We start from the raw sequence: 22,214 nt of genomic DNA, 5'->3' as shown, positions 1-22,214 counted from the left end.
GCGATGGAAATTCAGGTTAGCAATCTCAAGGTGAAATTCACTTCCCCGGCTGGCGAGGTGGAAGCTGTTAAAGGCGTGTCGTTTCGCCTGGGACAGGAGAAGCTCGGCATCGTCGGCGAGTCGGGGTCGGGGAAGTCGCTCACCGCGCGTTCGATACTGAAGCTGTTGCCGAAGCAGGCGAGGATGTCCGCCGACGCCCTCACGTTCGACGGAATCGATATTCAGCGCGCGGGGGAGGCGCAGATGCAGTTGATTCGCGGCAAGCGCGCGGGTCTCATCATGCAGGATCCGAAGTACTCGCTCAATCCGGTGATGAGTGTGGGTGCGCAGATTGCCGAGACATGGCGCGCACACCGCGGCGGTGGTCGTAAGGAGTCCATGGAGGCTGCGTTCGATCTGCTAGATCTGGTCAAGATCGGTGACCCTCGCCGCGTTGCTGCAGCTTATCCGATGGAACTGTCGGGCGGCATGGGGCAGCGCGTCATGATCGCGATGATGCTCGCACCCGACCCGGAGATGCTAATTGCCGACGAGCCCACGAGTGCGCTCGACGTTTCCGTGCAGGCGGACATTCTTCGGCTGCTCGAAGGGCTGGTTGCGGAGCGCGGCATGGCGTTGCTGCTCATTAGCCACGATCTGCCGCTGGTCGCACGGTTTTGCGATCGGGTGATGGTGATGTACGCGGGGCGGGTTGTCGAGGAACTGAAGGCAAGTGAGTTGACCCTTGCACGTCATCCCTACACGCGCGGCCTGCTCGAATGCATGCCATCGCTCGCGCGCCCGCAGGCGCGTCTGAAGACGCTTGAAAGGAGTGCGGCATGGAGCGAATGATCGAAGTCGAAAACCTCAACGTGCATTTCGGCCGCTTCCACGCTGTTAAGGATGTGTCCTTCTCGATTGGCAGGGGCGAGGCGTTCGGTCTGGTCGGCGAAAGCGGCTCGGGCAAATCGACTGTGCTGCGCGCGCTCGCCGGCCTCAATGGCGCCTGGGACGGCACGGTGCGTATCGACGGGCGGGCGGAAGGTGCCAGGCGCAGCAAGGCTTTCTATCGCGATGTCCAGATGGTATTTCAGGACCCCTACGGTTCCCTGCATCCGAGGCAAACCGTCGACCGTGCGCTGAGCGAGCCGCTGGCAATCCATGGCATCGGCGACGTGGACAGCCGGGTTGCACGTGCGCTGAGCGAGGTCGCTTTACCGCTGTCCGCGCGCTACCGATATCCCCATCAACTCTCAGGTGGACAACGCCAGCGTGTTGCGATTGCGCGCGCGCTGATCGCGGGCCCCAAGGTCTTGCTGCTCGACGAGCCCACCAGCGCGCTCGACGTGTCCATTCAGGCAGAAGTGCTGAATCTGCTGGGCGATCTGCGGGCATCGATCGGGCTCACCTACATCATGGTTGGCCACAATCTTGCCGCAGTTTCACACCTATGCGACCAGATCGCCGTGATGAAGAGTGGCGAGCTCGTCGAGTGTCTGTCGGCGAAGGACCTTCGCGAGCGCCGCATCGAGTCGGACTATACGCGGCGTCTTCGCGAGCTGAGCGACGACATCGAAGATCCGTTCGCCATTGGCGCACATTGAAGTCAGGACGCGATTGTTCGTGAAGGGGATGGGCGCGTAGTGTTGTATCTCTCCGAAATCTGAAACTAAAGTCTAGTCATGGAAATTGAATCAAGTGTTCGCCAGATCGTAGGTCAGGCCACCGTCTGGGAAAATCACGCGTGCATGCCGCTTCGTGCGGACGACAGCTTTCTTCCGCAGCTCGAACGATATCGGCAGTCGGGTTATACCGTCGTATCGCTCAATATCGGCATGGATCTGAATTCCATCCAGGAAGTCTTCAGCACATTGGCGCACTTTCGAAATTGGGTAAAGCGGCATCCCGATCGCTTTTTGCTTATCAATGATGTGGAGGATGTGAAGCTCGCCAAAGCCGAGGGTCGTCTTGGCATCTGTTTCGATCTGGAGGGCGCTGCGCCACTTGGTGGCCAGTTGAGCATGATTGAAATGTATTACGAACTCGGTGTGCGCTGGATGCTGATTGCGTACAACAGGAACAATGACGTCGGCGGCGGTTGTCTGGACGACGATCAGGGCCTGACGGATTTCGGTCGCAGCGTGCTGGACGAAATGACTCGGGTGGGCATGGTTCCATGTTGTTCGCACACGGGATGGCGCACTGCGCGCGAGGTCATGGATCACGTCGAGGGTCCGGTAATCTTCTCGCATTCCAACGCGTATGCGGTGTATGAGCAGCCGCGCAATATTCCCGACGATCTCATCGTGGCGTGCGCGGCAACCGGGGGAGTGGTGGGGCTGAATGGCCTCGGCCGTTTCATCGGCAAGGACCTCGAAGGCAATCTCGATAGCCGCAACGAGGCGCTTTTCCGGCACCTCGATCACATGGTCCAACTGGTCGGCCCAGATCACGTAGGGATCGGTTTCGACTACGTGTTCGACGTCGACGAACTGGTGGCGCACTACAAGGCGCGCCCGGATCTGTTTCCGCCCTCGCGCGGCTATCCGACGCCCGCGCCAATGGTCGAGCCAGAGCGTCTTCCCTCGATCGTGCAGATGATGCTGGACAGGGGATACCCACCTGACACGATATGCAAGATTCTTGGCGGCAATCATCTTCGTGTCGCGCAGGCGGCATGGAAGTAAATCGGACGCCGTCCGGAGAGGTTGCCGCGTAGAGCCTGGCCATCCCGAGGACGGCCTGAAACACAGCACATTAATTAGTATAACGAAAAAAATAAATTATTAATTCAACGACCGCGGATCGCTAGACCGCATGCACAAGGAGAATGGAATGAAAGCGAAGCTCATGTCGATGGTAGCCATACTGGTGGCGATCGATTCGGTGTCGGTGGTACATGCGCAAAGTTCGGTAACGCTGTATGGCTTGATCGACGCCGGGATCAGTTACACGAATAACGTCGCCAATTCCGCGGGAAAGAACAGCAGCCAGATTGCGTTTACCCACAGTTCGCTCGACGCTGACAGATGGGGCATGCGCGTCAAGGAGGACTTGGGTGGAAACCTGTCTGCAATCGCCGTTCTGGAGGGCGGATTCAATATAGGCAACGGTTCACTCAGCCAGGGCGGGCGAGAGTTTGGCCGCCAGGCGTATGTCGGGTTGAGTGAGAAAGATTGGGGAACGCTTACGCTGGGTCGCCAATACGATCCGCTCAAGGATCTGCTCCAACCACTGACAGCCGACAACATCTGGGGCACCGTCAACGTCACGCCAGGCGACCTGGACAACTACGACGACACGTTGCGAGTGGACAACTCGATTAAATACGTTAGTCCTGACTGGAATAACCTGAAGCTCGACGCCATGTACGCACTCGGTGGTGAGGCGGGTGATTTCACCGCCGGCCAGACTGCAGCGGTGGCCCTGAGCTACAAATTTGCCGGCTTCTCCGTTGCGGGTGGGTACTATCTCGCCAAATACAATCCCAGCAATACGGCCCTCAGCACATCGGACCTAAGCGACAATTCCCTCGCGAACAGCGGATATGCCGCAGCTGCAAGTTCGTTGCAGATTGCTCGAGCAGTCGTCAACTATGACATCAACAACTTCACGATTGGCGGCGGTTACAGCAATACGCGTTACAAGCCGGCGGGGACTTCCGGTACAGCGTTCACCGAGACGGAGGCGTTTAATTCGCTATCGGCATTCGCCAATTACAAGTTCTCCCCAGCGCTCACCGTTGGGCTGAACTATAGCTATACGAATTCAAACGGAGCGCAATCCGCACACTACAACCAGATCGGTGCCGGAGTGGAGTATGACCTGTCGAAGCAAACCGCGCTCTACGCGCTTGCGGGCTATCAGCGTTCTGCGGGCGAGACGTTGAATGGCGACATTGCGGTTCCTGCGACGGCGTCGATCGGCGATTCTGGCTATCAGTCCGCGAGCATGTCGCAGATCCAGACGTACGTCGGTGTAGTACACCACTTCTGACGCTAGTATTCCTCCTGGTCGAAGGACGGCCGGCGGCTTGTATTGGCGTCGGCGTCAGACGGCAACCGAGATCGCGTCTTCCTTGCCGAGAGAAAGTGCCGCGACGATATCCGGATTGACCTGGCGGCTGAACGCCTGAACGATGAGATTGCGCAATTCGTCGACAAGCGGCCCGAGCTCGCTTTCACGGTAGGACAGATAGAAGGTCCGTGACAAGGGTGGGTAGCGGGTGCCTTTGCGACGGAATGCGCCAAGGGGCACCACCTTCAGTTGGGGAATGTGATGCCGCGCCTGCCAGATGCAAAGAGGCGTGGTCAAGGCAAAGCCCAGCCCGGTGCTGACCATACTGAGCACCGGCTCGGTTGTGTCGAATTCACATGTGCGCTCGATCACGTCTCCGTTCGCATTCAGATATGCCTCGATGCATTTGCCGTTCCGGCTACGGGCCGAGTACCTTATCAGCGGCAATGACTGGGACAACTGGGTTAGCGTCCCAAGCCGGTTCCATTCTCCAGAGGCCGGCAGCGCGGCAACGAAGGGTTCTGAAAACAGTTTGACCTTCCTGATGCCGTCAGTGAATAGTCCTTCGACCGGCGTGATGGCGATATCGAGCTTGCGCTGTTCGACCTCCTGTTCCAGTGCGTCAGTGGAGCCGGACCAGAGGCGTATCTGATGAGCGGTGGAAGACAGCGCGCGGATGATGATCGGGCCGCCTGCTGCGGCAAATGAGTCCGAACACCCAAGGCGCACGATTTGCCTTTTCGAGCGTGAAATGCGTCGCACACCCTCCATCATCTCGTCGGCGCTCCGCAGGGTTGCCGTGGCGTGCTCATATAACCGGTTGCCGGCGGCGGTCGGGCGTGCAGGGCGGCTTGTGCGATCGAGCAGGAGCGTGTCGAAGATCTCCTCCAGCAGTTTGACTCGCTGGGACATTGCGGCCTGGGATATTCCCAGGTGGCGCGACGCTGCGGAAAGGGAACCCGTCTGAATGAGTGCGACCCACGTCATCAGAGGTTCCCACTCGGGATAGCGTTTGGATGAGGAGTCTGACATGTCGTCGATTATAGACTTGCGGGGTCTGGATGACTCTGCGGGTTTCCTGTGGCGAGATCGGGTTGCATCGACTCGGCGATTTCCCTGAAGACCCGGTGAGCGGGTGACGCATTATCCGAACACCAGGCCAGGGCGATATCGGCGACCAGCGTAGGATCGTTGATTGCCTTGTATTGGACGCGAAATTGCGTGCTCCCGCTCGTCCATTCTGGCAGGATCGCCACTCCGAAGCCGGCCGCGACCAGAGCGAGAATTGAATAGGTGTCGTTGGCGTGCAAGCCGGGGTCGGGCTGCAACCCGGCTTCATGACAGATCATGCGGATGCGTTCGTTTAGTCTGTCGGTTGCGCCCGGGGCGAAACCGATAAATGTTTCTTCCGTTAAATCGCGTAAAGACAGACTTTCCCGAGCAAGCAGCCGGTGACCCGGTGGCAGGGCAGCCACCATGCCTGCCCGCCCGAGCGTCATCGTGCTCAGACGCGAGGATGCGACGGGCGGCCGGATAAATCCAAAATCGAGCTTGCCTTCCAGCAGCATCCGGATCTGTATGTCGGTGAGGACGCCCCCGACCCATATCTCGACCCGTGGGCAGCGCTCGCGGAACGACGCGAGGATGGAAGGCAGGATCTGGAATCCCGCCGCCGTGGCAAACCCGATTCGAATCCGGCCCTGTATTCCTTGTTCTGTGCGACGCGCGACGGCGACTGCTTCGTCCAGATGGTTCAGGATGAAACGCGCGCGCTCGAGAAATTGTTCGCCGGCTAAGGTTAGACGTACAGAACGGCTGCTGCGCTCAAGCAACTGCACGCCCAGCCGTTCTTCCAGTTGCTTGATATGCGCGCTCAGGTGGGGTTGCGCAACGTGGAGTTTTTCCGCAGCGCGGTGAAAATGCAGGTCTTCGGCGACTGCCTGGAAGAAACGGAGGTCGCGCACGTCCAGATGCGGATTGATACGTTCCTGCTTATCGATGTCGTCATATTCCATATTGGACGCCCCATTTTTAGAGCTCTCTAATGAGTCACTTTTCTTTTACATCCCTTCACCTTCAAAGGCTTGCGGAATGGGCGACTCATCTTACAACGAACAAAATCTTGTCTATCGGCGGGCAATCGTCTGCGACACAACCTTGCCATTTGGGGAGTGGATCGAGGGTCGTGAAGAAGTGCTCGACCGGTTTCACAGCAGCGGCATTACCTATGTCAGTCTGACGATCGGCAGCGATGAGGCTGGCACCGGCGTCACAGTTCACAACATCGCCGATGTCACGGCTATGATCCGCGCACGCAGCGACCGCATGATCTTTGCTCGAAGCGTTGCCGATATCCGGCGGGCGAAACGGGAACAAAAGCTGGCCGTCGGATTCCATTTTCAGGGCAGCCTCGCGCTTGAAAACAATGCGAACATGGTCGAACTGTTTTATGGGCTCGGGGTACGGCACATGCTGTTCGCGTACAACGTCATGAACTCTGCTGCCGGTGGTTGCATGGACCAGCAGGACGTAGGCCTGAGCGGTTATGGACTGCGCCTGATCGAGGAGATGAACCGGGTGGGTATGATCGTCGACTGCACTCACACCAGCTATCGCTCTACCATGGACATCATGGATGCTTCGCAGGCACCGGTTATCTTCAGCCATTCGAATGCACGTCAGCTGTACGAGCACCCGCGCAATATCGCGGACGATCAGGCGCTGGCCTGCGCGCGAAGCGGGGGAGTGGTTGGCGTCACCGGCGTCGGCAAGTTCATGTCGGCGTGCGGCGAGTCGCGCGTTCAGGATCTGATGCCGCATATCCTTCACTATGTCGATCTGATTGGACCGGATCACATCGCGCTGGGCATCGATAACGTGTACTACCTTGAGCAGATGTATCGCCGTGTGGCTGCACGACCAGGCCTGTGGCCAAAAGGCAATCCGCCGCCGCCGTGGCACTACTTCAAGCCGGAACAGGTGCCTGATCTTTCTGAGGCGCTGTTGAAAGCAGGCCTGTCGGAAGCCCACATTGCCGGCATTTTGGGCGAGAACTTTTTGCGCGTGGCCGGGCAGGTCTGGAAGTAAGCGCGTTCATCTTCAGGATGAGCGACGATCAATAACAGCGGCGAGCATTCTCACCGCGGTGGTTTGGAGGAGATGTGAAAAACATGGATACACAGGCGGTCCAATCGCTTTCTCACGAGCGTCCCGCAGCGAACTATCGGACGATTCTCGGCGGAGCGATCGGGCATTTCATCGAATGGTACGAGTTCGCGCTCTACGGCTTTTTAGGTGGCGTTCTTGCTGCGCATATCTTTCCGGCAACCGACCCAGCGGCATCTCTAATCGCGAGTTTTTCCGCATTTGCGATTGGCTTTCTTGGCAGACCAATTGGTGCCTTCGTGCTCTCGCCTCTGTGTGACAAGATTGGCAGAAAAAAGCTGCTGTCGCTGACGATTCTGCTAGCAGGTCTCGGCAGTCTTGCAATAGCGCTTTGCCCGGACTACGCGACCATCGGCATCATGGCGCCGATCATCGTGAGTCTCGCGCGTCTTTTGCAGGGCTTCTCGGCAGGCGGCGAGTTCCAGATTGCCATCACGTTTCTGAACGAACATGCGAAGCCCAGATATCGCGCTTTTTCGGCTTCACCACAAACCGTTTGTATTGGCCTCGGCATTCTCACTGCGTGCGCTGTCGCGGGACTCGTCACGCACTTTCTGCCGCCACATGCGTTGAACACCTGGGGCTGGCGGCTGCCGTTCCTGCTGGGCGCAGTCATGTCGCTCTACGGTTTCGCTGCGAGGCGAGGGCTTGGCGAAACGCCCGCTTTCGAAGAAATCAGCCGCGGTCGCCGCACAAGCGCAATGACGATCCTTCGTTCGCTGGCTTCGTTCAAGCGTGAAGTGCTGCTGGTGTTTATCATCGAGATGAACGTCGTGCAATATATTCTGTTTCTGGTGTTCCTTCCCAGCTACGCGCACCTGACCACTGGCCTCCCGGTGTCGGTAGGGTTCTCGGGAAGCGTGATCGCTACAGTCATTTATTGCGCCGTTTCGCCGCCGTTGTCCCTGCTGTCAGATTACATCGGCCGCAAGCCACTGTTCATCGCGGGAGCGGTGCTGTTCCTGCTGTTCACATATCCGTTGCTGCACGCACTGACGTCATCTCCGGGTTTTTCCACGTTCCTGCTTGTAGCGATCACGGGGTCCATATTCGTCGCCACCACCGGCGCCCCGTTCTCGACGACGTTAGCGGAACTGTTTCCGACTGCGATACGCGCAACGGGCATCGGCGTGCCCTATGCGGTGTCGATTGCATTGTTCGGAGGGACAACCCCGATTGTGATGGTATGGCTGCAAAACAAGGGGGGTGTGATGTGGGTGTCAGCCTACGTGATGGCAATCAGCTTACTCTCGCTGATCGTGTATCTCACGTTGCTCCCCGAAACACGAGGACGCTCGTTGACCTCGGACAGCGATTTTACTTAGGCCTGCCGTAGCGCGCTCCGAATATTCTGTCGGAGCTTTTAAGATCACATTAATTAGTATGACGAAATAATTTAAAGGAGCGGAGATAATGAAAAAAATCGCGTTGCCACTTTTCGCGTTGGGCGCGGCTGTCTATGCTTTGCCGGTGCATGCCCAGAGTTCTGTGACGCTTTACGGCATCATCGACGATTCGATCACGTACATTCATAACGTGGCCGGACACAGTTCTCGCTTCAGCGTGCAGCCGGGCCAAGCATCACCTCGCTGGGGTATGGTCGGCGCGGAAGACCTGGGGGGCGGTTTGAAGGCGGTATTTCGCCTGGAGAACGGCTTCAATATCAACACAGGCACGCTTAACCAGGGTGGTCGTATGTTCGGTCGGCAGGCGTACGTGGGGCTTTCATCAGTTACGTACGGCACTGTCACACTCGGCCGTCAATACGATGCCTTGCGGGATCTGGTCGAGCCGCTTCAGGGAAACTGGCAGTTCGAATATATGAGTACGCCGGGCGATATCGACGATTCAGATAACGACCTGCGCTTCAACAACACAGTCAAGTGGACGAGTCCAGTATGGTCGGGCTTACAGATGGTCACGACGTATTCGTTTGGCGGTGTGGCCGGATCTGTAGCGTCGGGACAATCGTACAGTGCGGCGGTTGATTACAAGGTCGGTCAGCTAGCAATGGCGGGCGGCCTGTTCTACATCGACAACGGCAATCCGACACTCTCCACGCGCGGGACGACAACGGCCGATAGCATTTTTCTTTCAGCGGTCAACAGCGCCTATTCCACCGCCCGCTCGATTACTGTCGCGCGGGCGGCCGCTCAATACCGGATCGGCTCCGTGATGTTCGGTGGTTATTACAGTTTTTCGGAGTACGCGTCCGACGCCGCGTCGACATTTCGCGGGAGCGAGCGCTACAACAACGGTTCCGTGTATGCGCAGTGGAATTTCACACCGGCCTTTACGGCGCAGCTTGGATACGACTATCTGAAATCGAGCGGAAATTCGTCGGCGACCTACAACCAGGTGAATGCTGTGCTTGATTACCTGCTCAGCAAGAGCACGGACATCTACGTCATGGCCGGCTGGTGTCACGCCTCTGGCACGAATGGCATCGGTGCAGCGCAAGCGGTGATTGGCTCGTCCGTCACCAACTCGGGGGCTGACTGGCAGGCATTGGCAGGTGTTGGACTAAAACACACCTTCTGATTGGCGGTATTCCGGCAGCATCAGCCGGTATGCCCCAGATATTGGCTGATGGCCTTTTCCTCCACGCCTTCCACGTAAGACCTGCGGAACGGGGTGTCTCTTTCAGCGAAACTGCGAGGTAGTATTAGATTTGGTGATATTGCGGCCGCACATGCCATTGGTGTAATGCTCTCCTCTACACTGTTTCTGTAGCGCCAGAACATGCCCGACACGATCAATCAGATACGGGGAGACCAAGGTGGGCACAGAGATATTGCTAGAAGATCTACCTTTGCACCGATTTCATTTGCGGGTGGCATTCAGTGGAACCGGTGGACAGTTCAGTGACGGCTTTGTGTTGGGGATCATCGGCCTCGCCGTCAGCATGGCGGCGGGTCCGCTTCATCTGAATACCCTGTGGATGGGGGCACTCGGCGCCGCATCGCTCGTGGGTCTCTTCCTGGGCAGTATGTTCGCTGGCCCGATCGCGGACAAGTACGGCAGGCGCACCATATTTGCTTTCGACATGTTGTTGTTTGCGGTGATTTCCGCCGCGCAGTATTTCGTGACCTCACCGTTGCAACTGCTCGTCTTGCGCGTGGTGCTAGGGCTTATTCTTGGCGCGGACTATGTGGTTAGCAAGTCGATCGTGACGGAATTCTCGCCGCGCCGCTATCGTGGCCGCTTGCTTAGCGTGCTTGCCGCGGCCTGGGCAGCCGGTTACGTTGGCGCTTACCTGATGGGCTTCGCTATTCGTGACGCCGGGCCCGACGCGTGGCGCATCATGCTCGCCGCAAGTGGGGTTCCAGCGCTGCTGATCCTGCCGTTTCGAATCGGCATGCCGGAGTCGCCCATGTGGCTAACAAAGCGCGGCCGAAGCGCCGAGGCGTTTGCCATTATTCGCAGCAGGTTCGGCCCCGAGGTGATTCTTCCGGCTCCGGTTGCAGCCCCGGATAGAGGGCGCAGCGCATGGTCGGAACTACTGTCGCGGCGCTGGCGAAAGAACACGCTGGTCGGCTGCGTGTTCTACACATGCCAGGTCATTCCGTATTTCGCGCTGGGCACGTTTGCTCCGAAGGTTCTGCAAGCCTTACAGGTCAAAGACCACCTGCTGGGTGGACTGGTCTACAACGTTCTGCTGCTGGCCGGAGCGATCTTCGGCCTGCTGGTGGTCGACAGGATCTCGCGCCGGGCTTTTCTCACCGGAAGCTTTTATCTGGCCGCGCTCGGACTCGCCGTGCTCGCATATGCGGGATTCGGACCGTTAGGCACCATGCTTGCCTTCGGTGTCTTCGCATCCATCCTTTCGGCGGCTGCGAATCTGGAGTTCGTCTATCCACCGGAGCTTTTTCCGACGCATTTGCGTGCATCAGGGGTTGGACTGGCAGTTGCCTCCAGTCGCTTTGGTTCGGCGATCAGCACGTTCCTCTTGCCTTTAGCGGTGCAACAGCTGGGGATTCACGCTACGCTAGGCGTGTGCGTCGGGGTGCTGGTTTTTGGGGGCGTCTTCTGCCAACTGCTTGCACCGGAAACCGGGCGTGAAAATCTCTCGGAGATCAGTTCGCATGCCGGCGCTGACGGCGAACCGGGAGCCGAAGGCGGCCATCGGGCTGCGGTGGTCTCATCGGCACACAGCAACTGGAACGACAACATCTGAGCTGTCCTGGTTACACGCTCTGCGTAGTACCGGGAAGCGAAGCCAGACAAGGAGCGCGAAGACCCATCATGTCGTCAAACAAGCCCATCGATATGTACTCGGTGCAGGTCTTCATCGCGGTTGCTGAAGAAGGCAGTATGTCGGGCGCGGCAGCGCGAATGGGGATCTCGCAATCGGGGGTCTCGCAAATCGTCCGCCAACTGGAAGAGGAACTGGGCGTGGTGCTGGTCGACCGAACCACCCGGCCTATGGTACTCACGCCGTTCGGCATCGCCTTGAGAAACCGTGGAGCGGTACTCGGCGAGGAGATCGCCAACCTTAAAGCACAGGTAGTGGAAGCGGGGCGCGGCATTAAGCCCGATCTACGCATTGGCCTTGTTGACTCGTTTGCAGCAACGTGCGGCTCGATTTTTACCAAGCAGCTTCTCAGCAAGGTGTCTCGTCTATCGATAAGAACCGGATTGAGTCCGCAGCAGGGCGAAGCATTGCTGCGCAGGGATCTGGATCTCATCGTCACGAGCGATGCTCTGATGGACGCCAGTGCCGTTGTTCGATACCACCTGTTGACTGAGCGCTATCTTGTCATCACGCCGAGGGACCTACACAAATCGATACGCACCGTCGACGACATTCGGGCCTTGGCCAGGACGCTTCCAATCGTGCGATTCAACCGCAATTCCCAGGTGGGCATGCAGATAGAGCGCTATTTGCGGCGCATTGATGTACGCATGCCTAACTGGCTTGAGGTCGATAACGCCGACGCGCTTACCTCAATGGTGGCTGAAGGTATTGGCTGGGCGATAACCTCGCCTATGTGCCTGCTTCAAGGGGCAGCTTACGCCAACCAGGTCGCCGTGCATATTGTTGACAAAATGGAGCTGGAGAGGGGGCTCTACCTTGTGGCGCGCCGCGACGAATACAGCGTCTTCTTCGAGGATGCATGCGACACGGCGCGCGAAGTGATCGTGACGTCTTTCCTTCCGAGACTCAAAACTCTTGGTCACGATATTGAACAACTCGTCATTGTTGGTGACAGGAAAATAGATGAAGAACAGTAGCATCGTCGAAACTCGAACTGAGTCGGACTACATCGGTGAAGTCGCCATTCCTCGCCAAAAACTGTATGGCGTCAACACGGTCAGAGGAGTAGAAAACCTCACTGTTGCGCCACTCAGCATTGCACACTACCTGGAGTTCCGGGTGGCTTTTGCTCAATGTAAATGGGCTGCCGCACTGGCGAACCGCGACAGCGGCGTGTTGAGCGATCAGCAGTGCGACGCAATCGTCCGAGCATGCAGGGAAATCATTGCGGGCGAGTTCGAAGATTCGCTGATCGTCGACCTGCTGGAGGGCTCGGGTGGAACTTCGACGAACATGAATTTCAACGAGGTCATCGCCAATCGGGCCCAGCAGCATCTCAGTCATCCGGCTGGCTCATACGACGCAATCCATCCCAACGATCACGTCAACCGGTCGCAGTCGACCAATGACGTTTATCCTGCCGCGTTGAAGATCGCGACCTATGCGATGCTCGAGCGATTGATTTCGGAACTGAAACAGCTTGCCGGGGAGTTCGCCCAGAAGGCCGCGGAGTTTGCCGACATTCTGCATTTGGGCCGCACCTGCCTGCAGGATGCCCAGCCGATGCGCCTTGGCCAGACCTTCGGGGGTTACGCGTCTTTGACTTCACGTCTGGCTGAAGAACTGTCGGCAGTACGGAACAAGCTGCGCACGCTCCCATTGGGTGGCACGGCGATCGGTACGGGTTTTGGCGCTCCCGCGGGTTACCGTTCGGCGGTCTATCAGCATCTTTCGAGCATCGCTGGCGTGCAGTATTGCGCACCATCGGATTCATTCGATGCTATGCAAAATATGGATGTTTTTGCGCGGGTATCTGGCGAGTTACGCACTTGCTCGGCTTCCCTCGCGAAGATCGCGTCGGATCTCACAGTGCTGTCGTCTGGCCCTGTTGGTGGACTCGGAGAAGTGCGCCTGCCGGAAGTGCAAGCGGGCTCGTCGATCATGCCCGGGAAAATCAATCCCGTCTTGCCGATGGCGATGATCCAGCTCAGTTTTGCGGTCATCGGCAACGACGTAGCGGTGGCGCAGGCCGTCCAGTATGGCGAGCTGGAAATCAATCATTTTGAACCCGTGGTGGCCTCCCGGATATTCGACAGCATCACTTTGCTTGCTAATGGCATCAGCAAGTTCCGGCAAAAATGCATTGCCGGCATCACCGCCGACGTTGCGATCAATGAACGCCATCTGATGGATTCGATGGCGGTGGCGACCGCACTCGTTCCCACACTCGGCTATGCTCGTGTGAGCAAGCTCGCGCGTCAATCCGTGAAGGAAGGGCGCCCATTGCTGGCAATTCTCGAAGAAACTGGTGTGCTGACAAGAGATGAGACGTTTGCGGCGATTGAGAAAGCCTCGCGTCCTGTTTTCGAGGCATGAGTCTGGCGGTACGGAGGCGTCGGCCGGATGCTGAAGTTCGCATTCGGCTGACCATGAATTTTGGACTGAGCGGAACATGATGAACAGAGACGGCCTTCTCGAATTGCTCGAGCGAAACGGCGTACGATTTCAATGCGAGCGCCATGAACAGGTGCTCAACATGCAAGAATCAGAGACGCTGGAACTATCCCTTCCGGGCGTGCGCTGCAAGAATCTTCTGCTCCATGACCGACAGGGCCGCTACTACCTCATTGTGACCACCGCGAATAAATCACTGGATCTGTCGTCGGTCGCTAAAACGTTGGACAGTAAGCGTCTATCCTTTGCTTCCGCCGAGCGCTTATTCGACCTGCTGGGCGTTCGCCCCGGATCGTTGAGTCCGCTGGCATTGGTCAACGACCGATCGGGCTTGATTAGCCTTGTGATCGATTCCGACTTGATAAGCGAACCGATCTTGCAGTTTCATCCGCTCGAAAACACAGCGACAGTTGCCCTGTCGAAACGGGATCTCGAAGAATTCCTGCTGAGCATTGATCACGCGCCTTCGTGGAACAGGCTCGAAGCGCGCCCGGCTTTCTAGAGAAAAAGTGAAGCTCAACCGGTGCGCCTCGCCTCCGTGTCCTTAAGCGCAGCGAATTATCCGGCGTCTTGCTTCGTTGCAAAGACGTGCGGCGATCGCCAACAACTTCTTCTATGCAGCGGATCGCGCTTTTGAGGCCTTCCGCTTCGACTGGCAATTGAGAAGATCGAAGGCCTCTTCAATATAAAACGTCAACGGATGGGCTCCGCTTGACTCGCGCCAGTTCTCTTTGGCAAATCGAAGCGTCCCCATGGCCATGATAGCGTCCAGACGTAGGGCAGGCCTGCGGGTCGGTTCCGGCCACAATTCATACATTGCGTCTGCCAGTACACCCTCCAACTGAACAAAAAGCGCATCTTTGCGGAGCCGAAGCGTTTCTATGGAGCGAAGAATCTGGTCCGCGATAAGGGACTCCTGGGTGTCGTACAACGGCGCAAGCAGCAGGAAAGTCTTCCTGGCAGCGTCCAGCGGTGATTGGTCCGGCGATTGCGCGAGGAAGGTAGGACGCAGGGCGTGCGGGAACTCGCCACTCTCGTGCGCCAGCAAAACGTCTTCCTTCGACTTCAAATAATAGAAAAAAGTGCGCCGCGATATGCCTGATGCCGCCGCGATAGCGTCGAGCGTCGTCTCCTCATAACCGTTCTCCTTGAAGAGTCTCAGGCCGGTCTGGGTGATCAGGTCAAGCGTCAACCGGCGTTTGCGCTCCCGCAGGTCTTCGCGCAGGTCAGTGGGGACTTTGTCTTTGCTGTTCATCCTGATCATTCTGACGATCGATGAGTGCCTTGACAAGTGTGCACTCAGTGCTATAAATTGCACTGAGTGTAATTTATAGGAGAACTTGTATGTCCTCATCCAAGGTTTGGTTTGTCACCGGCGCATCGCGAGGATTTGGCCGTATCTGGACAGAAGCGGCCCTGAAGCGCGGCGACAGGGTTGCCGCTACGGTACGAAACCCGGCAGTGCTCGATGAACTCGTCAAGACTTACGGCGATTCGGTCCTGGTCCTGCCGCTCGACGTCACGGATCGCGATGCCGTGTTCGAAGCCATCAAGCAGGCGCACGAACATTTCAAACGCCTCGATGTCGTTCTGTGTAACGCCGGTTATGGATATATGGGCGCAATCGAGGAACTGGAGCAGGAGCAAGTCAGGGCCAACTTTGACACCAATGTGTTTGGGACGCTGTCGGTCGTTCAGGCGGCGTTGCCTATCCTGCGAGCGCAGGGCAGCGGTCACATCCTGACGGTGTCGAGCATTGGAGGCGTTATCGGTTTCCCGACCGGTGGAAGCTACACAGCCAGCAAATTTGTCATCGAGGCCATGTCGGAGGCACTGGCAGGCGAAGTTGCTGCGTTCGGAATCAAAGTCACGATCATAGAACCGGGCCAATTTGCCACCGGATTTCAGTCGGCGGTGCAATCTTCGCCAACCATTGCGGCCTACGATCAGATACGTCAGGCCGTTCGCTCGTCATTCAAACCCGGGGATGTTGGCGATCCGGTAGCAACCGCGCCGGCGATTCTCGCAGCCGTAGACGCCGACCAGCCGCCGCTTCGCCTGGCGTTAGGTTCAGCAACGATCATGAAGATTCGTGCGACCTACGCGGCGCGGCTTAGCAACTGGGACAAATGGGAGGCGGTGTCGAACGCCGCTCAAGGCAAGCAGCCATCTTGAAGCAGTAGTTCGGGGCAGGCGGTCAGGGTCCTGAACAGTTGAACAACCATCTCAAACTCAAACTCAAACGTAAAAGCTATATTCATGAAGATTTCAACGAAGTCACTTTTTGCGGTGGCCCTGATCGCCGCGGCGCCGCTTACTTCCGCGTTTGCGGCTGACACGTACGCCTTGGATCCGGCCCATACTCAAACGATCTTTACGATCAACCATCTTGGCTTTTCGACGATCACCGGGGCTGTTCACGATCTGAAAGGCACGCTGGTTCTTGACGCCACGAAGATGGAAGACAGTACAGTCAAGGTGACCATGGCCACGGATAGCGTCGATACTGGCTTTGCAGCACGCGACACGGCTTTGCAGGGGCCGATGTTCTTCAACGTCGCACAGTTTCCAACGATGACGTTCGCCAGCACACGTATCAGAAAGACGGGTGCCAAGACGTTAGACATCGAAGGCGACTTTACATTGCTTGGGATTACGAAGCGTCTGGTACTCAAAACGACGTTCAATCGAGCAGCGCAGGATACGACCGGCACGAACGTTTATAAGGTCGGCTTCACTGCCACAACGACGATCAAGCGCTCTGAGTTCGGTATGAAGGCTTATGTCCCCTATGTGGGCGACGATGTTCACGTGACGATAAATTTTGAGGGCATCAAACAGTAGGCGTCTGGTTGCTATGTATTCGAAACGGATTTTTCATGGATACGCAGCGGTACTACGCGCACGTACCGCTGCGTATCGCGACCCGGAATGCTGGGATGGGAGAGTCTGAAGATGAAACTAATACTGCTGGGTGCGACAGGACTGATCGGCGGAAAAACATTGAAGCGCGCGCTCGCGAACGAAGCGATTTCTGAGGTGATTGCGCCAACCCGGAAGCCACTGGCCCCAAGTGGCAGACTCGTGAACCTCGTTGGGCCGGATCTGGAGGAGCTTCTCCCGTCTCTGATGTCTTACAAGCCCGATGCTGTCATATGCGCATTGGGAACGACCCAGGCAAAAGCAGGTTCGAAGGAGGCGTTTCGTTACGTCGACTACGAACTACCTCTCGCATTTGGAAAAGCTGCTCATGCAGCCGGGGTAGAGACGTGTGCGATTGTGACTGCCATGGGTGCATCTCCAGATTCCATGAGCTTCTACTACCGGACCAAAGGACAGGTTGAGAGAGACATTCAGGGCATCGCGTTCCGATCGCTTACGATTTGCAGACCCAGCCATCATCGATGGCGAGCGGAATGAAGCAAGGATTGCAGAAGAAGTAGCGCTGAGGCTGCTTCGACTTTTCGCTCCGATCCTGCCGAAGAAATTCCGCGTCAATCCGGCAGATGCCATTGCTGCCAAATTGCTTGATGCTGTCATCGTTGCAAAAATGGGGTGTCGTTGGATCAACTCTCAAGAGATGAACTGAGGCCGTACAAACTTGTGACTCCACCGTCCGGGCAGAAGGGGCAGGATAGCATTCCGATCGGCGGTCCCGCCAAAAATGGCAACAATCATGGCCGCCAGCGTCGAACAACATCGCTGTCTGAAGCGTTTAGCGCTGGGTAGTGTCGCCTAATTGACTAAACGCTACCAGTTGGGCGGCATCGGAAATTCGGACGGTATTGTGCTGCGTAACTTAAGAACCTGATTGTCTCTTACTGGCAGGCAAGCTGTCGGTCGGGGATTTCTGTCGACTGGCTCTTGTGGGGTTGAGAGGAGGCGTTCGCCCATCTCGAAAGCGGCCGCTGTTTGGGGATGTATTTCGTGCTTCACCGGGCGATCCCCACCGATCACCGGTCGGTTAGACGCTTCTCGTGCTTCCCTTTATGCGCCTGGCCATTTGCGAGACATCTCGTCGACCGATATGGCGCCTGATGTTCATCGAAATACAGGATTGGATGCGGGCCAAGTGAGATCTCTTACTGAGAAACGTTCGGCCAATCCGGACGAAGAAAGCAGAGACTACTCGCCGGGTGCGAGGCCGCATCAAAGCCATTCTCGATGCGGAGACGGTCATGGGCCACCGCACCGGCAGCTCGTTCATTCTCCGATCTTCGAGAGTTCGTCCATGGTCCGGGCAAGAGCCAGCTCGAGCCGTGCCCACTCTTGCTCCAACCCGGGTAGCCCAAAGCGCACGCTGGGGATAGCCGAAAAATAGCGTGTCCAGATCCCTTGCCGGGCGAGCCCCTGGTGCAGTGCCTCTGCACGTGGATCCGGGAACCAGGCAAACAGGGGAGTGCTCAGTGCGACCAGGCCGTGAGCCTGCAGCAACGCTACAAGCCGTGCGCTTTCAGACGCAAGTAGCACACGCATCTGATGTTGCCACGCATGGTCGCGGAACGCGTGTGCCACTGCATGGCGGGCGGGTCCGTTGACGGTCCAGGCGCCGAGATGGAGGCTTAGCGCTGCAAGTAACTCGGGCCGGCCCAGCGCGAAGCCGCAACGCGCTCCGGCGAGTCCGAAGAATTTTCCCGGTGAGCGCAGGACCACGAGTCCCTCGCGATCGACATACGCTGCCATCGACGAGCATGTCTCCGCAGGCAGTGCGTCACCGAACGTTTCATCCACGATCAGCGTGCCGCCGACCGCCGAAAGTTGCGCATGCCACTGCAACAGACGGTGCGGGTCCACTTGCTTCGTTGTCGGATTGTTTGGCGTGACGACGACCGCGTGGTTGACGCCGCAGGGCAACACATCGTCGTCGATGTCGAGTGGCACGACGGTGTGGCCCGCGCGCTCGAACGCAGGGGCATATTCGCCATAGGTTAGCGGAGCAACCGCGGCGACTCCGCGCCGAAGCAGTTCGGGCAGCGCCCGGATGGCTGCCTGGCTACCCGCCACTGACGTTATATGGTCGGAACTCGGCGCGCCATAGTACCGCGCGGCATCGGCGAGCAGGCCATCGCCATCGTCGGGCAGGCGGCGCCATATCTCGGCAGGAATGGGGGGCACCGGATAGGCGTGCGGATTGATACCGGTCGACAGATCGAGCCACGCGTCAAAACTGATACCGTAGCGCCGGACGGCTTCGCGCAGATTGCCACCATGCACGATTGCGCCCGGGACGAGTGTAGGGTTGGGTGAAATCATGTCGTGATTGTATCGACAGGGGTGATGCACCGGTGGCAATGGGATAATCGTAAACCGTGTGATGCCTCTCGCACCTCTGCAAATTGCGTTGTGTGCACCAACTCATCCATTTTTGATCGAGCCTCAGTTTCCTGATGACTGTTCCGAACGATTTCGCACCGGCTGTGCCTGGCGGCACACTGATGATCCAGGGTACAACCTCCGATGCAGGCAAGAGCACGCTGGTCGCCGGTCTGTGCCGGCTGGTGTCGCGCCGCGGCGGACGGGTAGCGCCGTTCAAGCCACAGAACATGGCGCTCAACAGCGCAGTCACGATCGATGGGGGCGAGATTGGCCGCGCACAGGCGTTGCAGGCGATTGCGGCCGGCATTCCCGCGCATACGGACCTGAACCCGGTGCTGCTCAAGCCGACCAGCGATCGTGGTGCGCAGGTGATCGTGCATGGCAAAGCACGAATGAATCTTGATGCGCGCGCCTATCACGACTATAAACCGCTGGCCTTCAAGGCCGTGCTCGAATCTTACGCACGCCTGCAGCAGCAGTACGACACGATCCTGGTGGAAGGGGCCGGCAGCCCGGCGGAGATCAATCTGCGTGCGAACGACATCGCCAACATGGGCTTTGCTGAAGCGGTCGATTGCCCGGTGCTGTTGGTGGCCGATATCGATCGCGGCGGTGTGTTCGCGCATTTGCTCGGTACGCTCGAATGCCTGTCCGAATCCGAACGCGCAAGGGTCTGCGGTTTCGTCATCAACCGGTTTCGAGGCGATCCAGGTCTGCTGCAGCCTGGGCTTGACTGGCTGGAGGCACGTACAGGCAAGCCGGTACTGGGGGTGGTGCCGTATCTGCACGGATTGGCGCTCGACGCCGAAGACATGCTGCCGCGTGTGGCGCATAGCGGTGCGGCCGATGCCGTGCAGTCTCTGCGGGTGGTCGTGCCGGCATTGCCGCATATCAGCAATCACACGGATTTCGATGCGCTCCGCGCGCACCCGCAGGTCGATTTCAGCTATGCGCTTGCGGGTATTCCGCCGCCGCCCGCGGACCTGGTGATTTTGCCCGGCTCCAAGAATGTGCGTGGAGATCTGGCCTGGCTGCGCGACAACGGTTGGGAAGAAGTGCTGCGTCGGCATTTGCGTTATGGCGGCCGGGTGATCGGTATCTGCGGAGGCATGCAGATGCTCGGCCAATCGGTGAACGACCCGCACGGCGTGGAGGGCCAGCCGGGTACCACGAAGGGTCTCGGCTGGCTCGATTACGAGACCGTCATCACACGCGAGAAGATGCTCAGGAACGTCACGGGCGCCCTGACGCTGAACGGTTCGCCGGACGTTTGCGGCTACGAGATTCACATGGGCGAAACCCACGGCCCCGCGCTTGATGCGCCGGCGTTGTACCTCGTAGCGGATCAGTCGGACGGGGACGATACACGTCCCGATGGCGCGGTGTCGGCTGACGGGCAGATTCTCGCCACTTATGTGCACGGGCTGTTCGACACGCCGGCCTCCTGCAGTGCCTTGCTCGCGTGGGCGGGGCTGGCCGGTTCGCAAGCACTCGACTATCCGGCGTTGCGGGACGCGTCGCTCGACCGGCTCGCCGATACGCTCGAGGAGCACCTCGACCTGGCTCGGGTGTTCGCCGCTATCGGCAAGCGTGCGGACGCGTCACGCTGACTCCAGCCGAGCCAGCTCAACTGAGCGCTTATTGCGCATGCAGATGCGCTTCGAGTTTGTCGTAGCCCTTGATCCGGTAAATCAGGAACGACAGGACCCAGGAGACGATGAAGATGCCAATGATGACGAAGCCGAGGTTGTTGAAATTCTCGTTCAGCGTATCGACGGTCTGCCAGAACAGGCCCTTTTGCCTGATCTGGTCGGCAATCATCCCCAGCGCCTCAATACCGCCTATCACGACCGCGACGAGCACAGAGACCAGCGTAATCGTGAGGTTGTAGTAAAGCTTGCGGATCGGTCGCACGAACGCCCATTCATAGGCACCAAGCATCAGGATCCCGTCGGTGGTGTCGATCAGTGTCATGCCTGCGGCGAAGAGTACCGGAAACACCAGCACGATCCAGATCGACAACCCTTGAGATGCCTGGTGTGCCGAGATGCCGAGCAGGCTGACTTCGGTCGCGGTATCGAAACCCAGGCCGAACAGAAAGCCGAGCGGCAACATCCACAATGAGTTCGATACAAGCTTGAACAGCGGCCGGAACATCCGTGCGAGCAAGCCGCGACTGTTGAGTAAGAGGTCGAGATCGTCCTGATCGTACGGCTCACCACGCTTTACTTTCTTGAACGCCCGCCATACGCCGCGTAGGATGATCAGGTTCATGCCCGCGATCAAAAACAGGAAGATCGCTGAGACGCTGGTCGAGATTATGCCGCCGACGTTTTGCCAGGATTCGAACCGGCTTTCGAGCGCAGAGGCTGTAGCAGCAACCGCTGCCGCTACCAGCAAAACCACGGCCGAGTGACCGATGGCAAAGAAGAAACCGACCGTGACGGGCCGCCGGCCATCCTGCATCAGTTTGCGTGTGACGTTATCGATGGCGGCGATGTGATCGGCATCGACTGCATGGCGCAATCCGAAGCCGTAGGCGACCAGGCCGGTGCCCAGTAACAGCGGGTGACCGTGGAAGGCTATGAAGGCCCAGATCCAGCTGCCGACGTTGAATAAAGCGAGGACGCTGTAGATGGCAATCAGCCGATAGCGCAATGCGTCAGTTGGAACTGACCTTGAGTACGTGATGGACATGCAAGAATCCTGAGGTTCGGGCTGTCCTTACAGCAGGTATCCATTCGCGCAAACGGATACTTGGCGACTCGGACATCCCCGTCCGATCCGGCTGAGCAGACCTCGGTCGATGGCAGGTCTCCTGACTCGCACGTCACGATCCGGCACCGACCTTCCCGGTTACCCAGTGGTCAAGCATGGTGTGGACTCGGCGCTTACAGTTGCGGGGGCAGTCGCAGACTTGAGCAGAGCGCTCTCACTGCGTTCCCGTTTAATCCCGGTGAGGGGAACCATCAAGGCGCAAGAGTACAGAAGGCTGCCGGAGGGCGTCAATCTCCGCATGAATAGC

Annotated in this window: 21 protein-coding genes and 1 riboswitch; of the genes, 16 read left to right on the top strand and 5 right to left on the bottom strand. The window is 58.1% G+C overall.

What is annotated here, in order from left to right; genetic code table 11:
• The first annotated feature begins 3 nt into the window (after positions 1 to 3).
• The 4 genes from P3T20_RS23060 (at position 4) to P3T20_RS23045 (ending at position 3,975) form a co-directional block, all read left to right on the top strand.
• Complete coding sequence (locus P3T20_RS23060) at positions 4 to 831, top strand: ABC transporter ATP-binding protein (protein ID WP_429287944.1); 828 nt, start codon at positions 4 to 6, stop codon at positions 829 to 831.
• Positions 828 to 1,583 (top strand): ABC transporter ATP-binding protein, encoded by a 756-nt coding sequence (locus P3T20_RS23055; protein WP_429288125.1) that lies wholly within the window; start codon positions 828 to 830, stop codon positions 1,581 to 1,583. Before P3T20_RS23060 ends, P3T20_RS23055 begins: the two co-directional genes overlap by 4 nt.
• Before the next feature lie 78 nt (positions 1,584 to 1,661).
• The gene (locus tag P3T20_RS23050) at positions 1,662 to 2,666 is read left to right on the top strand and encodes a dipeptidase (protein WP_429287943.1); all 1,005 of its coding nucleotides are present in this window, start codon (positions 1,662 to 1,664) and stop codon (positions 2,664 to 2,666) included.
• 148 nt (positions 2,667 to 2,814) lie between these two features.
• On the top strand, positions 2,815 to 3,975 hold the full coding sequence (locus tag P3T20_RS23045; RefSeq protein ID WP_429287942.1) for a porin: 1,161 nt from the start codon (positions 2,815 to 2,817) through the stop codon (positions 3,973 to 3,975).
• A gap of 54 nt (positions 3,976 to 4,029) precedes the next feature.
• On the opposite strand, the gene P3T20_RS23040 is transcribed toward P3T20_RS23045, so the two are convergent.
• Positions 4,030 to 4,983 carry a LysR family transcriptional regulator gene (locus tag P3T20_RS23040; protein WP_429288124.1) on the bottom strand — a complete coding sequence of 318 codons (954 nt, stop codon included), beginning with the start codon at positions 4,981 to 4,983 and terminating at the stop codon, positions 4,030 to 4,032.
• 53 nt (positions 4,984 to 5,036) lie between these two features.
• The gene (locus P3T20_RS23035; protein ID WP_429287941.1) at positions 5,037 to 6,011 is read right to left on the bottom strand and encodes a LysR family transcriptional regulator; all 975 of its coding nucleotides are present in this window, start codon (positions 6,009 to 6,011) and stop codon (positions 5,037 to 5,039) included.
• On the opposite strand from P3T20_RS23035, the gene P3T20_RS23030 reads away from it, so the two are divergent.
• The 7 genes from P3T20_RS23030 to P3T20_RS23000 all read left to right on the top strand — a co-directional run bounded on the left by P3T20_RS23030 (position 5,995) and on the right by P3T20_RS23000 (position 14,375).
• Positions 5,995 to 7,083: a dipeptidase gene (locus P3T20_RS23030; protein WP_429287940.1), complete on the top strand. Its 1,089-nt coding sequence runs from the start codon at positions 5,995 to 5,997 to the stop codon at positions 7,081 to 7,083. The genes P3T20_RS23035 and P3T20_RS23030 overlap by 17 nt on opposite strands.
• Positions 7,084 to 7,166: 83 nt before the next feature.
• Complete coding sequence (locus P3T20_RS23025; protein ID WP_429287939.1) at positions 7,167 to 8,486, top strand: MFS transporter; 1,320 nt, start codon at positions 7,167 to 7,169, stop codon at positions 8,484 to 8,486.
• An 88-nt stretch (positions 8,487 to 8,574) separates the two neighbouring features.
• Positions 8,575 to 9,702, top strand: coding sequence for a porin (locus P3T20_RS23020; protein ID WP_429287938.1), 1,128 nt, complete (start codon positions 8,575 to 8,577; stop codon positions 9,700 to 9,702).
• Positions 9,703 to 9,994: 292 nt separating this feature from the next.
• Positions 9,995 to 11,338: an MFS transporter gene (locus P3T20_RS23015; RefSeq protein ID WP_429287937.1), complete on the top strand. Its 1,344-nt coding sequence runs from the start codon at positions 9,995 to 9,997 to the stop codon at positions 11,336 to 11,338.
• 68 nt (positions 11,339 to 11,406) lie between these two features.
• Positions 11,407 to 12,396: a LysR family transcriptional regulator gene (locus tag P3T20_RS23010; protein ID WP_429287936.1), complete on the top strand. Its 990-nt coding sequence runs from the start codon at positions 11,407 to 11,409 to the stop codon at positions 12,394 to 12,396.
• Positions 12,383 to 13,795 carry an aspartate ammonia-lyase gene (locus tag P3T20_RS23005; protein WP_429287935.1) on the top strand — a complete coding sequence of 471 codons (1,413 nt, stop codon included), beginning with the start codon at positions 12,383 to 12,385 and terminating at the stop codon, positions 13,793 to 13,795. The genes P3T20_RS23010 and P3T20_RS23005 overlap by 14 nt, the downstream gene beginning before the upstream one ends.
• Positions 13,796 to 13,871: 76 nt before the next feature.
• Entirely contained in the window at positions 13,872 to 14,375 is a 504-nt protein-coding gene (locus P3T20_RS23000; RefSeq protein WP_429287934.1) for a prolyl-tRNA synthetase associated domain-containing protein, read from the top strand.
• A 111-nt stretch (positions 14,376 to 14,486) separates the two neighbouring features.
• Here P3T20_RS23000 and P3T20_RS22995 read toward each other — a convergent pair whose 3' ends face one another.
• On the bottom strand, positions 14,487 to 15,128 hold the full coding sequence (locus P3T20_RS22995; RefSeq protein WP_429287933.1) for a TetR/AcrR family transcriptional regulator: 642 nt from the start codon (positions 15,126 to 15,128) through the stop codon (positions 14,487 to 14,489).
• An 89-nt stretch (positions 15,129 to 15,217) separates the two neighbouring features.
• Between P3T20_RS22995 and P3T20_RS22990 the strand changes: the two genes are divergently transcribed.
• The 4 genes from P3T20_RS22990 (at position 15,218) to P3T20_RS22975 (ending at position 17,462) form a co-directional block, all read left to right on the top strand.
• Complete coding sequence (locus P3T20_RS22990; protein WP_429287932.1) at positions 15,218 to 16,048, top strand: SDR family NAD(P)-dependent oxidoreductase; 831 nt, start codon at positions 15,218 to 15,220, stop codon at positions 16,046 to 16,048.
• Between the two features lie 84 nt (positions 16,049 to 16,132).
• Positions 16,133 to 16,717, top strand: a complete 585-nt coding sequence (locus tag P3T20_RS22985) for a YceI family protein (RefSeq protein ID WP_429287931.1) — start codon at positions 16,133 to 16,135, stop codon at positions 16,715 to 16,717.
• A gap of 87 nt (positions 16,718 to 16,804) precedes the next feature.
• Complete coding sequence (locus P3T20_RS22980) at positions 16,805 to 17,293, top strand: NAD-dependent epimerase/dehydratase family protein (protein WP_429287930.1); 489 nt, start codon at positions 16,805 to 16,807, stop codon at positions 17,291 to 17,293.
• Positions 17,214 to 17,462 carry a hypothetical protein gene (locus P3T20_RS22975; RefSeq protein WP_429288138.1) on the top strand — a complete coding sequence of 83 codons (249 nt, stop codon included), beginning with the start codon at positions 17,214 to 17,216 and terminating at the stop codon, positions 17,460 to 17,462. Before P3T20_RS22980 ends, P3T20_RS22975 begins: the two co-directional genes overlap by 80 nt.
• A 614-nt stretch (positions 17,463 to 18,076) precedes the next feature.
• Here the strand turns inward: P3T20_RS22975 and cobD are convergent.
• Positions 18,077 to 19,126, bottom strand: coding sequence for a threonine-phosphate decarboxylase CobD (cobD, locus tag P3T20_RS22970; protein WP_429287929.1), 1,050 nt, complete (start codon positions 19,124 to 19,126; stop codon positions 18,077 to 18,079).
• 134 nt (positions 19,127 to 19,260) lie between these two features.
• Between cobD and P3T20_RS22965 the strand changes: the two genes are divergently transcribed.
• Positions 19,261 to 20,799 carry a cobyric acid synthase gene (locus P3T20_RS22965; RefSeq protein ID WP_429287928.1) on the top strand — a complete coding sequence of 513 codons (1,539 nt, stop codon included), beginning with the start codon at positions 19,261 to 19,263 and terminating at the stop codon, positions 20,797 to 20,799.
• Between the two features lie 28 nt (positions 20,800 to 20,827).
• Here P3T20_RS22965 and P3T20_RS22960 read toward each other — a convergent pair whose 3' ends face one another.
• The gene (locus P3T20_RS22960; protein WP_429287927.1) at positions 20,828 to 21,886 is read right to left on the bottom strand and encodes a HoxN/HupN/NixA family nickel/cobalt transporter; all 1,059 of its coding nucleotides are present in this window, start codon (positions 21,884 to 21,886) and stop codon (positions 20,828 to 20,830) included.
• 94 nt (positions 21,887 to 21,980) lie between these two features.
• A riboswitch (cobalamin riboswitch) is annotated at positions 21,981 to 22,175 on the bottom strand.
• Positions 22,176 to 22,214: the final 39 nt, after the last annotated feature.

The sequence above is a fragment of the Paraburkholderia sp. GAS206C genome (assembly GCF_050435645.1).
GTDB classification, from domain to species: Bacteria; Pseudomonadota; Gammaproteobacteria; order Burkholderiales; family Burkholderiaceae; genus Paraburkholderia; species Paraburkholderia phenazinium_B.
Note: the sequence above shows the minus strand (reverse complement) of the source record. Positions and strands in the feature narration are given on the sequence as shown.

Coding starts and splice junctions, on each gene's coding strand:
- P3T20_RS23045 (WP_429287942.1), top strand. CDS start 2,815: ATGAAAGCGAAGCTCATGTCGATGGTAGCCATACTGGTGGCGATCGAT.
- P3T20_RS23010 (WP_429287936.1), top strand. CDS start 11,407: ATGTCGTCAAACAAGCCCATCGATATGTACTCGGTGCAGGTCTTCATC.
- P3T20_RS23050 (WP_429287943.1), top strand. CDS start 1,662: ATGGAAATTGAATCAAGTGTTCGCCAGATCGTAGGTCAGGCCACCGTC.
- P3T20_RS23025 (WP_429287939.1), top strand. CDS start 7,167: ATGGATACACAGGCGGTCCAATCGCTTTCTCACGAGCGTCCCGCAGCG.
- P3T20_RS23000 (WP_429287934.1), top strand. CDS start 13,872: ATGATGAACAGAGACGGCCTTCTCGAATTGCTCGAGCGAAACGGCGTA.
- P3T20_RS23040 (WP_429288124.1), bottom strand. CDS start 4,983: ATGACGTGGGTCGCACTCATTCAGACGGGTTCCCTTTCCGCAGCGTCG.
- P3T20_RS22965 (WP_429287928.1), top strand. CDS start 19,261: ATGACTGTTCCGAACGATTTCGCACCGGCTGTGCCTGGCGGCACACTG.
- P3T20_RS23005 (WP_429287935.1), top strand. CDS start 12,383: ATGAAGAACAGTAGCATCGTCGAAACTCGAACTGAGTCGGACTACATC.
- P3T20_RS23060 (WP_429287944.1), top strand. CDS start 4: ATGGAAATTCAGGTTAGCAATCTCAAGGTGAAATTCACTTCCCCGGCT.
- P3T20_RS22980 (WP_429287930.1), top strand. CDS start 16,805: ATGCTGGGATGGGAGAGTCTGAAGATGAAACTAATACTGCTGGGTGCG.
- P3T20_RS22985 (WP_429287931.1), top strand. CDS start 16,133: ATGAAGATTTCAACGAAGTCACTTTTTGCGGTGGCCCTGATCGCCGCG.
- cobD (WP_429287929.1), bottom strand. CDS start 19,126: ATGATTTCACCCAACCCTACACTCGTCCCGGGCGCAATCGTGCATGGT.
- P3T20_RS22960 (WP_429287927.1), bottom strand. CDS start 21,886: ATGTCCATCACGTACTCAAGGTCAGTTCCAACTGACGCATTGCGCTAT.
- P3T20_RS23035 (WP_429287941.1), bottom strand. CDS start 6,011: ATGGAATATGACGACATCGATAAGCAGGAACGTATCAATCCGCATCTG.
- P3T20_RS23030 (WP_429287940.1), top strand. CDS start 5,995: ATGTCGTCATATTCCATATTGGACGCCCCATTTTTAGAGCTCTCTAAT.
- P3T20_RS23055 (WP_429288125.1), top strand. CDS start 828: ATGATCGAAGTCGAAAACCTCAACGTGCATTTCGGCCGCTTCCACGCT.
- P3T20_RS22990 (WP_429287932.1), top strand. CDS start 15,218: ATGTCCTCATCCAAGGTTTGGTTTGTCACCGGCGCATCGCGAGGATTT.
- P3T20_RS23020 (WP_429287938.1), top strand. CDS start 8,575: ATGAAAAAAATCGCGTTGCCACTTTTCGCGTTGGGCGCGGCTGTCTAT.
- P3T20_RS22995 (WP_429287933.1), bottom strand. CDS start 15,128: ATGAACAGCAAAGACAAAGTCCCCACTGACCTGCGCGAAGACCTGCGG.